Origin of the sequence: Methylobacterium sp. SD274, assembly GCF_017355285.1 — a bacterium.
Lineage (GTDB): Bacteria > Pseudomonadota > Alphaproteobacteria > Rhizobiales > Beijerinckiaceae > Methylobacterium.
The window spans coordinates 56,374-68,959 of record NZ_JADIJP010000014.1 but is presented as its reverse complement, the minus strand read 5'-3'; the positions used below and the strand labels follow the sequence as shown (position 1 = coordinate 68,959).

Annotated in this window: 13 protein-coding genes; 8 read left to right on the top strand and 5 right to left on the bottom strand. The window is 65.2% G+C overall.

Translation table 11 applies throughout. The annotated features are described in order from the left end of the window. Window positions 1-52 precede the first annotated feature (52 nt). Window positions 53-418, bottom strand: coding sequence for an NADH-quinone oxidoreductase subunit A (locus IPV08_RS13670; protein ID WP_056434386.1), 366 nt, complete (start codon window positions 416-418; stop codon window positions 53-55). A gap of 460 nt (window positions 419-878) precedes the next feature. On the opposite strand from IPV08_RS13670, the gene IPV08_RS13665 reads away from it, so the two are divergent. Both IPV08_RS13665 and IPV08_RS13660 read left to right on the top strand, forming a co-directional pair. Continuing rightward, window positions 879-2,012: a glycosyltransferase family 4 protein gene (locus tag IPV08_RS13665; protein WP_056434388.1), complete on the top strand. Its 1,134-nt coding sequence runs from the start codon at window positions 879-881 to the stop codon at window positions 2,010-2,012. Window positions 2,013-2,301: 289 nt separating this feature from the next. Further along, the gene (locus IPV08_RS13660; protein ID WP_207412254.1) at window positions 2,302-4,635 is read left to right on the top strand and encodes a glycogen debranching N-terminal domain-containing protein; all 2,334 of its coding nucleotides are present in this window, start codon (window positions 2,302-2,304) and stop codon (window positions 4,633-4,635) included. A gap of 163 nt (window positions 4,636-4,798) precedes the next feature. Here IPV08_RS13660 and infC read toward each other — a convergent pair whose 3' ends face one another. Together infC and IPV08_RS13650 are read right to left on the bottom strand one after the other, a co-directional pair. After that, window positions 4,799-5,320 carry a translation initiation factor IF-3 gene (infC, locus tag IPV08_RS13655; protein WP_018042013.1) on the bottom strand — a complete coding sequence of 174 codons (522 nt, stop codon included), beginning with the start codon at window positions 5,318-5,320 and terminating at the stop codon, window positions 4,799-4,801. Window positions 5,321-5,509: 189 nt separating this feature from the next. Then, the gene (locus IPV08_RS13650) at window positions 5,510-6,775 is read right to left on the bottom strand and encodes a glycosyltransferase family 4 protein (RefSeq protein ID WP_246747945.1); all 1,266 of its coding nucleotides are present in this window, start codon (window positions 6,773-6,775) and stop codon (window positions 5,510-5,512) included. 138 nt (window positions 6,776-6,913) lie between these two features. On the opposite strand from IPV08_RS13650, the gene IPV08_RS13645 reads away from it, so the two are divergent. Continuing rightward, a complete protein-coding gene (locus IPV08_RS13645; RefSeq protein ID WP_207412253.1) occupies window positions 6,914-7,693 on the top strand; it encodes an alpha/beta hydrolase in 780 nt (259 codons plus the stop codon). Between the two features lie 15 nt (window positions 7,694-7,708). On the opposite strand, the gene IPV08_RS13640 is transcribed toward IPV08_RS13645, so the two are convergent. Next, complete coding sequence (locus IPV08_RS13640; RefSeq protein ID WP_056434395.1) at window positions 7,709-7,993, bottom strand: DUF1150 domain-containing protein; 285 nt, start codon at window positions 7,991-7,993, stop codon at window positions 7,709-7,711. A 78-nt stretch (window positions 7,994-8,071) separates the two neighbouring features. Then, window positions 8,072-8,509, bottom strand: coding sequence for an Hsp20 family protein (locus IPV08_RS13635; protein WP_207412252.1), 438 nt, complete (start codon window positions 8,507-8,509; stop codon window positions 8,072-8,074). A 614-nt stretch (window positions 8,510-9,123) separates the two neighbouring features. On the opposite strand from IPV08_RS13635, the gene IPV08_RS13630 reads away from it, so the two are divergent. From IPV08_RS13630 to IPV08_RS13610, 5 genes are all read left to right on the top strand, one after another. Continuing rightward, window positions 9,124-9,600: a hypothetical protein gene (locus IPV08_RS13630; RefSeq protein ID WP_056434399.1), complete on the top strand. Its 477-nt coding sequence runs from the start codon at window positions 9,124-9,126 to the stop codon at window positions 9,598-9,600. An 89-nt stretch (window positions 9,601-9,689) separates the two neighbouring features. Continuing rightward, window positions 9,690-10,382 (top strand): MotA/TolQ/ExbB proton channel family protein, encoded by a 693-nt coding sequence (locus tag IPV08_RS13625; RefSeq protein ID WP_207412251.1) that lies wholly within the window; start codon window positions 9,690-9,692, stop codon window positions 10,380-10,382. A gap of 111 nt (window positions 10,383-10,493) precedes the next feature. Then, window positions 10,494-10,976 carry a protein TolR gene (tolR, locus tag IPV08_RS13620; RefSeq protein ID WP_056434403.1) on the top strand — a complete coding sequence of 161 codons (483 nt, stop codon included), beginning with the start codon at window positions 10,494-10,496 and terminating at the stop codon, window positions 10,974-10,976. Window positions 10,977-10,981: 5 nt separating this feature from the next. Further along, window positions 10,982-11,986, top strand: coding sequence for an energy transducer TonB (locus IPV08_RS13615; RefSeq protein ID WP_207412250.1), 1,005 nt, complete (start codon window positions 10,982-10,984; stop codon window positions 11,984-11,986). Window positions 11,987-11,999: 13 nt separating this feature from the next. Then, window positions 12,000-12,524, top strand: a complete 525-nt coding sequence (locus tag IPV08_RS13610; protein ID WP_207412249.1) for a metallophosphoesterase family protein — start codon at window positions 12,000-12,002, stop codon at window positions 12,522-12,524. Window positions 12,525-12,586: the final 62 nt, after the last annotated feature.

Here is a 12,586-nt window from a genome sequence, read left to right as displayed (position 1 = left end):
GGTTTCTCGGGATCAGGCTTCGGGCAATGCGATTGTCAGGTCGACGGGATAGTTAGTCCCATTCGAGGGCGCCCTTGCGCCACTCGTAGACGAACCCGACCGTGAGCACGCCGAGGAAGGCCATCATCGACCACATCCCGAACCAGCCGAGCTCACCGAAGGTGATCGCCCAGGGGAACAAGAATGCCACTTCCAGGTCGAAGATGATGAAAAGAATAGCAACGAGGTAGAACCGCACGTCGAACTTCATGCGGGCGTCATCGAAGGCATTGAAGCCACACTCGTAGGCCGAAAGCTTCTCCGGATCAGGGCTGTTATAGGCCACGAGAAAGGGAGCCACGAGCAACGCCACCGCAATGAAGAGCGACACGCCGATGAAGACGATGAGGGGCAGATAATCCGCCAACAGGCCTGTCATGCGACACCTCTCGTGTTCGTGGCGAGCGAAACGCCTCGCGAGCGCCGGGATGGTATGGAATTGCTCCAATGCCAGACTGCGCAGGCGCGAGGCTTAGACGACCCCCTTGAGCGAAACAAGGGCGTCCTGCGTCGCACAAATCCAGGCATGACACGGAGGTATGCCAAGGATCGCATCCTTCAACACGACCGATCCGCGCAGGCCCCTCCAAGATGGGCCCCACCGGGCCTGCCGACCGGGAATTCTGGCCGGCTTCCTGCATGGAACCGCGCCTGGCCGGGCCGGGTCGATGGGCCGGGTGGAAACGAGGATACCGGGGACATCCAAGGTTAACGCAAAGGTAAACATAGCGCTCGGCAAGCGCTCGGAACCATAACCTTGGCCGTGAGTTCCGTTCATGTCCCACTCAGGCCGGTTGGCGTTAGGTCGTCGCAACATTCGACCTTACAGGAGACGTTTCGTGCGCATTGCCCAGATTGCTCCGCTCTCGGAGGCCGTGCCTCCCAAGTTCTATGGCGGCACCGAGCGCGTCGTATCGTGGATCACGGAAGAACTCGTCCGCCAGGGCCATGACGTCACGCTGTTCGCCAGCGGTGATTCCGAGACGTCGGCCAAGCTGGCGGCCTGCACGCCGGAGGGCCTTCGCCTTCTCGGCTATCGGGACCATACCGCAAGCCATCTCGCCATGCTGCACAACGTGCACAAGCGGGCCCACGAATTCGACGTGCTGCACTTCCACATCGATCTGCTTCAGTATCCGATGTTCGAAGATCTTTACCATAAGTGCGTGACGACCATGCATGGTCGCCTCGACGTGCCTGATTTCATGCCGGTCTACCGTACCTTCACGGGCATGCCGCTGGTGTCGATTTCCGACAATCAGCGTGAACCGATGCCCTCCAACTCGAACTGGCAGTCGACGATCCATCACGGCCTGCCGGCCGAGAACTGCCCGTATTACCCGGACGCCAAAGGTGGCTATCTCGCCTTCCTCGGTCGCATCTCTCCGGAGAAGCGCCCCGACCGCGCGATTCAGATGGCGATCCAGTCTGGCGTAAAGCTCAAGATCGCCGCGAAGGTCGATAAGGCAGACCAGGATTACTGGGACGAGGTCATCGAGCCGATGATCCATCACCCGCTCGTCGAGTTCATCGGCGAGATCAACGAAGAACAGAAGAAGGACTTCCTCGGCAACGCGCTGGCGCTGGCCTTCCCGATCGACTGGCCGGAGCCTTTCGGCCTCGTCATGATCGAGGCGATGTCGGCCGGCACTCCGGTCATCGCGTTCCGCAACGGCTCGGTTCCCGAAGTCATCGCCGACGGCGTCAGCGGTGTCCTTTGCGACACGATGGATGATGCCATCGCGGCCGTGCACAAGGTGAAGACCATGAGCCGCGCCGGTGTCCGTCGCCACTTCGAGACCCAGTTCACCGCCGAGTGCATGGTGAAGAAGTACGTGGCGGTCTACGAGCAGTTGATCGCGGGTCAGCCCAACGTGATCACGATGCCGCATGCGGGCGCCTTCACTCCGCATTATGGCGACTTGAACGGTTCGGCCCGCCCCTCGCTCTCAGCCGCGGCGATGCCCGCCTGAAAATCTCTAGCGAAAGGCTGATGCCATCGGGCATCAGCCTTGCTAACCTTCCGCGTATCGGTGCCGCTTCGAGCGGATCCGCCGAGACCGGTTCCAGAAGGCCGCCGAGTCGCCTGGTCGCGATCGGCGGCCTTTTGATTCGCGGGCTACGATCGAGCGTATCGGGCCGAAACGCATGGCCGCGTTTCATGCGAGTCCGAACTTAAACAATGATCTGCGGCATCGGGCCGGGTATGGCTTCGCCTCGATGCTGCAGGTCCGGCAGCCCACTTCCCGGAGACGTTCAGGCATGGCGGCGAACACTTCCACGGCGACGACACAGGACGGTTCCAGCGCGAATGGCCTGGGGCAAGGCTTCCAGGATGCCGACGCGGTGCTGCCGCAATATCATATCGAGGCGCAGACCTCGCTGGTGGAGCGTCCCTTGCGCTCGCTGAAGTACGGAGAGGCCTTCGCCGTCCTCGACAGTTACGGCGATATCGGCGTGCTACCTGGGCCGGAAGGCCTGTATTTCCAGGATACCCGCTACCTCTCGCGCCTCGGCTTCACCATCGAGGAGCAGCGGCCACTCCTCCTCTCCTCGGTGATGCAGGACGATAACGGTGCGCTGAGCGTCGACATGACGACGCCCGACATCCGCATCGACGCTCATGACGAGACCACGATCCCACGCGAATTGATCGCTATCGAGCGTACCAAGTTCCTGTTCAAGGGGGCCTGCTACGACCGGATCGGCCTGCGCAATTATGATTCTCGGCATTGGAAGCTGAAGATCGGCATCACCTTCGACGCCGATTACCGCGACCTGTTCGAGGTGCGCGGAATGGACCGTCCCATTCGGGGCAAGCGTAGCGTCCAGGTGGCGAGCGAGACCGAGGTCCAGTTCCGCTATGTCGGTCTCGACGAGGTGGTCCGCACCACGAGCCTGCATTTCGGGCCGAAGCCGAAACATATCGAGCCGGGCCGGGCCGAGTTCGAAGTCTCGCTGCCCCCTGGCGGCCGGACGTCGCTGTTCATCCGCGTGGTCTGCGAATCGCACCGCGCCTTCACCAGTGCCCCGGCCGCCGAAAAGGTGGGCGAGGATGCAGCGGCCGGTCTGTCGCAGGCGGCGGGCAGCGGGGCCGGTGCACGGCACCCGAAGGGCCTCGGCGAAGGCGTGATTTTCGCCCGCGCCTATCGCGACGCGCGGCGGGACCTGCGCCAACTCACCGCCGGCATCACCACGATCATCTCGTCGAACGACCAATTCAACGAGGCGGCCTGCCGCGCCACCGCCGACCTCTACATGCTGGCGAGCCGCACGCCCGAGGGGATCTACCCCTTCGCCGGCATCCCCTGGTACTCCACCGTGTTCGGCCGCGACGGCATCATCACCGCGATGATGGCCCTCTGGATCGACCCGAATTTCGCCAAGGGCGTCCTGCGCTACTTGGCTTCGACCCAGGCGAAGGCCGTGGACCCCGCCGCCGATGCCCAGCCGGGCAAGGTGCTACACGAGACCCGGCGCGGCGAGATGGCGATGCTCGGCGAAGTGCCGTTCCGCCACTATTACGGCACGATCGACGGCACGCCGCTCTTCGTCATGCTGGCCTATGAGTATTATGCCGTCACCGGCGACCGGGAGACCATTGCGCGGATCTGGCCGGCCCTCGAACTCGCCGTCGAATGGATGAACAAGTACGGCGACCGGGACGGCGACGGTTTCGTCGAATACGCCCGCGACACCGACAAGGGCCTGGAGAACCAGGGCTGGAAAGACAGCCACGATTCGATCTTCCACACCGACGGACAGCTCGCGAAGGGGCCGATCGCTCTGTGCGAGGTCCAGGGTTACGTCTATGCCGCCAAGAATGGCATGGCCAAACTCGCGACTCTGCTCGGTCATGACGAGTTCGCGGCCCGTCTCGGAGACGAGGCCCGCTTGCTGCGTGAGAATTTCGACAGGGCTTTCTGGTGCGAGGAGATCGGCACCTACGCGCTGGCCCTCGACGGGGCGAAGAAGCAATGCGCCGTGCGCTCGTCCAATGCCGGCCACGCCCTCTTCACCGGCATCGCCCTGCCGGAGCGGGCCGCGAGCGTCGCTGCCAATCTCCTGTCGAAGGACGGGTTCAACGGTTGGGGCGTGCGGACCATCGCGCGTGGCGAGGCCCGCTATAATCCGATGTCGTATCATAACGGCTCGATCTGGCCGCACGACAACGCCATGGTGGCGATGGGCCTCGCTCGCTACGACTTGAAGCCCGAAGCGTCGCGCATCTTCCAGGGCATGTTCGATACTGCGCTCTACCAGGACCAGAAGCGCCTGCCGGAGCTGTTCTGCGGCTTCATGCGGCGCAACCAGCGCGGACCGGTCTCCTATCCGGTCGCCTGTTCGCCGCAGGCCTGGGCGGCAGCGGCACCGTTCGCCTTCCTCTCCGCCTGTATCGGCCTGGAGATCCAGCACGACCGCAACCGCATCCGGCTTCGCAACCCCACCCTGCCGGATTTCCTCGAAGGCGTCTCGATCTTCAACCTCAAGCTCGGCGAATCGCGGATCGACCTGCGTGTCCAGCGCTACGGCAGCGATGTCACGGTCAACGTGCTCAGGCGTGTCGGCGACGCGCAGGTGTCGGTGGTGAAGTAACCCTCGGGGGCGGCTCACACGCCGCCCCTCCCCTCTCCGCGGATGCAAAGCCGTGCCGAATCACGGGATACCGTGAGTGGTCACGAGGCGATAAAAAAGCCGCTTCCCGGATCGGGAAGCGGCTTTCAATGTTCTCAAGTCCAGTGAAAGGACGGAAAGCGTCTCAGCGCGGCGCCAGGATCATGATCATCTGGCGGCCTTCGAGCATCGGCTCGCTTTCCACCTTGGCGATTTCCTGGGTCTCGTTCTTCACCCGCTCCAGCAGGCGCAGACCGATATCCTGGTGAGCCATCTCACGGCCGCGGAAGCGCAGGGTGACCTTCACCTTGTCGCCTTCCTCGAAGAACCGGATGACGGCCTTCATCTTGGTGTCGTAATCGTGCTTGTCGATGCCGGGGCGGAGCTTGATCTCCTTGACCTCGACCGTCTTCTGCTTCTTACGGGCCTCGTTCTGCTTCTTCTGTTCGTTGAAGCGGAAGCGGCCGTAATCGAGCAGCTTACAGACGGGAGGAACGGAGTTCGGCGCGATCTCCACGAGATCGAGGCCCGCCTCTTCGGCGAGGGCCAACGCGTCGAAGAAGGCGACGACACCGCGGTTCTGCCCGGTATCATCGATGAGCTGCACTTCGCGGACGCCACGGATGTCCCTGTTGGCGCGCGGCCCGTCCTTCTGCGGGGCCGGCATGGCTCTCATTGGTCTACGAATGGCTTCAATCTCCTCGTGAACGACGAAACGGCAGCCTGCGGACATCGCCCCGAGGGCTAGACCTGGCCACCAATCGCTCCGGCAATCCGGTTGCGGACACCATGTCCGAACTGCGTCCCGTGTCAACAGGCTCGAACCGCTTTGGTTCACGAACCCGTCGATACGGCATCATCGCGCGCGGCCCGCAAGGAGCTCCGCATAGATGTCCAAAGTGGCGCCCACCATGCCGTCGAGGGAGAAATGCGCTTCCACATGCGCACGTCCCCGGCGGGTCATGGCGTCCCGCGCACTAGCCCCGAGATTCAGCGCCTCGAGCAAGGCCTCTGCCAGGGCCGGTGCGTCGCCTGGAGGCACGCGCCAGCCGGTGCGCTGCGCGGCGGGCACTTCCGGCGGGGCAAGCACCGTTTCGGGCACCGCGCCGAGGTCCGAGACCACCACTGGAGTTCCGAGAGCCTGGGCCTCCACGGCCGAACGCCCGAATGCCTCGGGCTCCACGGAGGGGACGGCCACCACCGAGGCCGCCCGGAAGGCGGCCGGCATGTCGGTGCAATGACCGACCCGCAGCACGATATCGCGGAGTCCGCGGGCCTCGATCAGCGCATCGAGCTCACGTTCGTAGGCAGAGCGACCCTGCGGGTCTCCGGCCAGGATGAAGGCGACATCGGCGACGCCCCGGTCCCGTAGGACGGCCGCCGCTTCGATCAGCACGCGCTGGCCCTTCCAGGCCGTCAGCCGGGCGGCGAGAAGAACAACGCGCTGGTGCGGGGCGACCCCCCAGGACCGGCGCAGGGCCTCGACGCGGGCCGGCGCCACGGCGCCGGGTGAGAACTGGGCGAGGTCGGTACCGCGATGGACGACCCGCACGCGGTCACCGGCTTGCTCGGGATGAAGCATCCGGATGAGGTCGGCGGTGTAGTGGGAATTGGCGATGACCACGTCGCCCCGCGCCATGACCGAATTATAGAGCACCTTCACCCCGGTCCGGCCGGAATAACTGCCGTGATAGGTGGTCACGTAGGGGATCTTCAGCCGTCGTACCGCCCCGAGCGCCACCCAGGCGGGGGCACGTGAGCGGGCATGGACGATCTGAACCCCCTCGCGCCGGCACAGGCTGGCGAGGCGACCGATATTCACGGCCATGGCGAGGGGATTCTTGGAGGCCGCCGGAAAGGGAAGCCAGGTTCCACCCTTGGCCTGCATCTCGCCCACGAGCCGCCCGCCTTCCGTCGCCACCAGGGCACGGGCCCCAACGGCGGCCAATGCCGCTGCTACATCCACCGTCGTGCGCTCCGCGCCGCCGGCATCAAGGGCAGGAATGATCTGCAGGATCGTTGCGCCTGCCAGAGGCTGGATGTCACCGGGAAAGCCTGCGCCCGACCGCTCGCCGCCGTTCACTCCGGTGATCCTTTTCGGAACCGGAGACACGACGGACATTGGTTTTCGGCGCAGGCCCGGTATTCGTCTCGTGTCTCGATCATGGTCTCCAGCATCGGGGGCACGCTTTACGTCTCGGTAAACGAAAAGCGACTCCGAGGCATTCAATTCTCGTTTTCTTCGGATTACGGATGAAGCATGGATTTCGCGACCCGCCAGAACCCGATCTTCATCTCGGTTGGAGAGGGAGACGCCGCGCGCCGCATCGCGATACGGATCCGCGAGGGGGACGGGCCTCCGCTCGTCTGGCTCGGGGGATTCCGATCTGACATGGGGGCAACCAAGGCGACAGTCCTCGACGCTTGGGCGCGGGACCAGGGCCGCGCCCTCATCCGGTTCGACTATACCGGACATGGAGAATCGGAAGGCGAGTTCGCCGCCTCGACCATCTCCACATGGCTGGAAGACGCCATGGCGGTGCTGGACGCGACCGTGACGAGGCCACCGATCCTCATCGGTTCGTCGATGGGGGGCTGGATCGCCTGTCTGGTCGCGCGAGCCCGAGCCTTGCGCGGCGACGCCGCACCGGCCGGAATGGTGTTGATCGCACCGGCCGTCGATTTCACCGAGACGCTGATGTGGGAGCGTTTCCCGCCGGAGATCCGCGCGACGATGGAACGGGACGGCGTCTGGTGGCGGGCGACGGAATACGGACCCGACCCGGTCCCCACCACCATGTCGCTGATCGAGGACGGACGCCGGCACCTGCTGCTCGATGCGCCGATCGATCCGGGCTGCCCCATCCACATCCTGCAGGGCATGAAGGACCAGGATGTGCCTTACGAACACGCGATCGCGACGGTGGGCCGGCTGCCAGCCGCCGGCACAGTCCTCACCCTCATCGCCGATGGTGACCACCGGCTGTCTCGTCCGCAGGATCTAGCCCGACTGACGGCAGCGGTGGCCGAGATCGCCTGAGCGCCCCCTTGCGCCTCAGTGGAGGCTGACGGCGAAAAGGTCGTTGGCCATGGCGTTGGCGACGATCGCATCCCGCGAATCGGCGAGGAGGATCGGAGCCCCGCTGGCCGAGAGCAGGGCGAACAGGTCGAGGCCCGGCGACAGTTCGGGAGCCTGCGGGAACAGCCGCTTCACCTCATCGGAACGGATCGGGCGCACATAGGCAATGTGGCCTTCGCCGAGGGCGGCGAGATCGGCAGCGTTGAATTCGGCCGGGTCGAGATCGGCCTGGGTGATCGGGTTCGCATTGAAATCGGTCATGATGCCCTCCTTTCGAGGCAGAGCGTATAGGATCGGCGCCGCGTTCGGCCCGTATCCGGGTGAAAACTCAGTGTGCCCTCAGACCTCGTCGCGCGACGCGATGGTGATCTTGCGGACGATCCGCTCCGGCTCGGGGCGGGTCAGATCGATGGACAGGAGCCCGTTCGAAAGGTCCGCGCCCATCACCTCCATGCCGTCGGCGAGAAGAAACGCACGCTGGAACTGACGCGCGGCGATGCCTCGGTGCAGGAATTGCCGCGCCTTGTCGTCGACTTGCCGCCCTCGCACCACGAGTTGGTTCTCCTCCAGCATCACGTCGAGCTGGTCCCGGGTGAACCCGGCCACCGCGAGAGTGATCCGCAGCCGCTCCGGTTGATCGTCGGAACGGGCCACCCGCTCGATATTGTAGGGCGGATACCCGTCATTGGCCGCCTTCGACACGCGGTCGAGGGCCTGTTCGATTTCGTCGAAGCCGAGAAGAAACGGATGTCCGAACGGTGAAGGCCGTGTGGTCACGTGATCTAGTCCTTGGCGAAGCCCCGGGGTCGATAGATGAGGCACTTCGATCTGTTGGAGCCCGCCTGAAGCAGCACTCCTCCCGGCGGTCGTCTGCCGGTCACCGCGATATGGAGATGTGGAAAAGCGGCATCAAGGGCACCGCTCTCAGACCGGTCCTCGCGTCGACTCGCCTCCCTGACCGCACGGAAATGTCGAGCCCGAAGATCAGCGGAGCGGACAGGAAGAGGCTGTGGATGTCGCCAAAAAGGGAAACCTGGGATGATCAAGCAATGGATATGGGAGCATTAGGCAATCCCTTCGCTGCGCCGAGCGTCGCAGTAACAGTTTGGAACTGCTCTGATTTTCAGCGCAAAGCTTGATCTTACAGGGACAACTCGGATACTCCGCGCCACGTCGAACGATGCGGCGGTGCGAGCGCCGGGCGTCATGCGTCAGGTTGGAGCGGCACCGCACCGCGAGCGTCGCGCTCAATGCCAGAGGAACCGCCGAAGACGATCCCCCTGGGGGTCTCTGCGATTGCCGTTCGCGAAGGCGCATCGACGCAGGCGACCTGGGCAGGCAACTTGGGCATGCGACTTGGGACTGCCGTAACCGAGGAGAATCGGACCGTTATGAACGAGGCGCACTGCGTGACCGAATTTCCATCCTTCCCGGCCGGCCGTGCCATTGGCGCCGCGCTGATCGCCGCTGCCCTTTCGGTGGGATGGGGCGCGCCCGCCGTCGCCCAGGATGCGAAACCCAGCCCCCTGAAACTCGAGCTCAACCGTCTCGAGCCGGCGGGCGAGGCGTGCCGCACCTATCTCCTCGTGGACAACAGCCGCGGCCCCGCGCTGAAATCCCTCAAGCTCGACCTCTTCGCGTTCGATACGGAAGGCGTCGCGCAGAAGCGCCTCGCCGTCGAACTCGGCCCCATTCAGGACCGAAAGACCATGGTGCGGCTGTTCGATTTCCCGGCCCTTTCCTGCCCGAAGATCGGCCGCGTCCTCCTGAACGACGTGCTCGCCTGCGAAGGCGGCGAGGCCAGCCGCGAGACATGCCTCGACCGGATCGAGACCGAGAGCAAGACGAGCGCGAGCTTCACGCGCTGATCCCACGGGCTGACACGCCGACCTTCTGATTGCCGATCCGGTCGCCCCTCGGCGATCGCCACCACCCAACGAACCCCGAGGAGCCCGCCATGGATCCGACTTCCGCGCCGGCCGCTGTCGCCCACGACTTTTCCTTCATCGGCCTGTTCCTTCAGGCAGACCCGATCGTCAAAAGCGTCATGATTCTACTGGTGATCGCCTCGATCGCCTGTTGGACGGTGGTGTTCGAGAAACTGGTGCGTTTCGCCGCCGCCAAGCGTCAGGCCAAGGCCTTCGACACGCTGGTGCGCTCGGGCGGCTCCCTCGAAACGACGGGATCGGGTATCGATGCCGGTATCGTGCAGGCCGGGCTCGAAGCCTGGCGCGACCAGGACGCCACCGAGACCCGCGCCGAGCGGCGCGAACGCATCGAGCGCGCCATGCGGGCCGCCCTGACGCTGCGGGTCAAGCGCCTTCAGACGGGCCTGACGCTCCTGGCGACCTCCGGTTCCACCGCCCCCTTCATCGGTCTCTTCGGCACGGTCTGGGGCATCATGAACTCGTTCTCGTCCATCGCCCAGAGCCAGGATACCTCGCTCGCCGTGGTGGCCCCCGGCATCGCCGAGGCCCTCTTCGCCACGGCGATCGGCCTCATCGTCGCGATCCCGGCGGTGATGGCCTACAACAAGCTCACGAACGATCTCGGCCGGGTGCAATCCGCCTTCGTCGCCAGCATCGGTACCCTCGGCAACCGCCTCGCGCGGGACCGCAAGAGCGTGCCGCACGCCGCGGCCGCCGAGTAGCACGGCGTCTCCCACGCAACGAACATTCCATGGCCGGCGCGGACGCGACGGCACGATGACGACATGCGGCGGGCCGTCGAGCCGGCCGCCGAAGCCCCGGAGGGCTAAACGATGGGTATGGGTTCGGTCCGCGCCAGCGGCGGCGGCGATGACGAGGATGACCTCGATTCCGCGCCGATGTCTGAGATCAACGTCACCCCGATGGTGGACGTGATGCTGGTTCTGCTGATCATCTTCATGGTGGCGGCACCGCTGATGACGACGGGCGTGCCGGTGCAATTGCCCAAGACCACCGCCGCCAAGGTCGCACAGGCGAAGAAGCCCCTGGAGATTTCCATCGACAAGGAAGGCAAGCCGTTCCTGGCCAAGGACGAGCTGACAGCGGAGACGATCATGCCGCGCCTGAAGGCGCTGGCGGCGGAAGACCCGTCCCAGGTCATGCTGGTGCGCGGCGACAAGGACGTGCCCTACGGCAAGATCATGGAAGTGATGGGCCTCGTCGGCCAGGCCGGCTTCACCAAGGTGTCCCTCATCGCGCAATCCCCGGGCGGAGCGCTTCCGGCGGCCCCTGCGGCGAGCGGAGCGACGCGGTAGACCCGATGAACGCCCTCGTCTCGACACGTGAGCCCGGACAGCGAGGTCCCACGGGCCTCGCTGCGGCCTTCCTCGTGGCCTTCGTCCTGCACCTGACGGTTCTGGCGGGCATGATGCTGTTCGGCCAGCCGCCCAAGGCGCCACCCGGCGAGAACACGATCACCATCGATCTGGCGCCGCAATCGACCGAGGCCGAAGCCCCGTCCGCCCCCGCCATGACGGAGGCGGTGCCTCCCCCGGCGGAAGAATCCCCCGTCGAGACGCCGGACGTCGTCGAAGAGGTGCAGCCGCCGGAGATGGCGGAGGTGACGCCGCCCGAGACTGCGGAAGTTCCACCCGAAGAGACTCAGCCCATCGTCACGCCCGACACGATCACGGAGGTGCCGCCGGAGGAGCAGGTCGTGACTTCCACCGCCGAAGTGGCCGAGCCCCTCGCTCCCCCGCCGCCCGTCGTGGCCAAGCCGCCCGAGCCGGTGAAGCCGCCCAAGCCCGTCGAGATCGTCAAACCGAAGCCGAAGCCCGATCCCAAGATCGAGGCGAAGCGTCGGGAAGAACTGGAAGCCAAGCGCGAGGCCATTCGCGAAGCAAAGCTGAAGGCGGCCAAGGAGGCCAAGCTCAAAGCTGCGCGTGAGACCAGTAGGCGCGCAGCTCAGGAGGGCGGGCCGAGCAGCTCCGCCTCGTCTTCCCGACAAGCCAGTAGTGGCTCGGCCGCCGCCGGCAGCGATCCAAGCGCCATGAGACAATGGACAGGGGCAATCTCGGCTGCCGTCAAGAGCCGGATGAATCGCAATGCCGCCGCAGGAACGCCTGGCGGCACTGCACTGGTCCGCTTCACGGTCTCGCGTTCTGGTCAGGTCCTGAGCGCCGGGCTAGCGAGCGGTAGCGGTATCGCCGCTATTGATAGCGCGGCGCTCGCTGCGGTGCGTGGTTCTCTCCCGGCAGCCCCCCCCGGCGTGAGTGCCGGTTCTCTGGCCGTCACTATTCCCCTTCGCTTCAGTCCCGGCGGCTGAGCCGGGAAGAGGCATGGCGGTCTGGTTCACCAGCGATACGCATTTCGGCGACAGGCGTGCGCTGAATATCGACCGCCGCCCTTATCCGGACCTAGCAGCCCATGATGCCGGGTTGATCGCCAACTGGAACGAGAGGGTCGCGCCGGAGGACATGATCTGGCATCTCGGCGACGTGGCGGTTGGCCCCTCCGACGCGCGCATCGCCGAGATCGTCGGCGCCCTCAACGGCGTGAAGCACCTCATCATCGGCAACAATGACGGGCCCGGCACGCTGGCGCTGCACGCCTGGGCCTCGGTGGGCCATTATGCCGAGATCGACGTGGACGGACGCCGGCTCGTGCTCTGCCATTATGCGTTCCGAACCTGGAACGGCATCGGGCGGGGCGCACTCAACCTACACGGCCATTCGCACGGCAAGCTCGCGCCGGCCCCGCGCCAGTACGATGTCGGGGTCGACGTTCATGCCTGCGCCCCGGTGCGACTCGACGAAATTCTGGTTTCTCGCAGGCGCAGGAAACCTGCGGAACCTTCGCCGTGAGTTCGCCGTTTGTGACGCAGACTGGACGATAGGGACGTGTCTTTGGCGCTAACCTTGCTCTG

Coding starts and splice junctions, on each gene's coding strand:
- IPV08_RS13660 (WP_207412254.1), top strand. CDS start 2,302: ATGGCGGCGAACACTTCCACGGCGACGACACAGGACGGTTCCAGCGCG.
- IPV08_RS13610 (WP_207412249.1), top strand. CDS start 12,000: ATGGCGGTCTGGTTCACCAGCGATACGCATTTCGGCGACAGGCGTGCG.
- IPV08_RS13630 (WP_056434399.1), top strand. CDS start 9,124: ATGAACGAGGCGCACTGCGTGACCGAATTTCCATCCTTCCCGGCCGGC.
- tolR (WP_056434403.1), top strand. CDS start 10,494: ATGGGTATGGGTTCGGTCCGCGCCAGCGGCGGCGGCGATGACGAGGAT.
- IPV08_RS13645 (WP_207412253.1), top strand. CDS start 6,914: ATGGATTTCGCGACCCGCCAGAACCCGATCTTCATCTCGGTTGGAGAG.
- IPV08_RS13615 (WP_207412250.1), top strand. CDS start 10,982: ATGAACGCCCTCGTCTCGACACGTGAGCCCGGACAGCGAGGTCCCACG.
- IPV08_RS13640 (WP_056434395.1), bottom strand. CDS start 7,993: ATGACCGATTTCAATGCGAACCCGATCACCCAGGCCGATCTCGACCCG.
- IPV08_RS13625 (WP_207412251.1), top strand. CDS start 9,690: ATGGATCCGACTTCCGCGCCGGCCGCTGTCGCCCACGACTTTTCCTTC.
- IPV08_RS13670 (WP_056434386.1), bottom strand. CDS start 418: ATGACAGGCCTGTTGGCGGATTATCTGCCCCTCATCGTCTTCATCGGC.
- infC (WP_018042013.1), bottom strand. CDS start 5,320: ATGCCGGCCCCGCAGAAGGACGGGCCGCGCGCCAACAGGGACATCCGT.
- IPV08_RS13650 (WP_246747945.1), bottom strand. CDS start 6,775: ATGTCCGTCGTGTCTCCGGTTCCGAAAAGGATCACCGGAGTGAACGGC.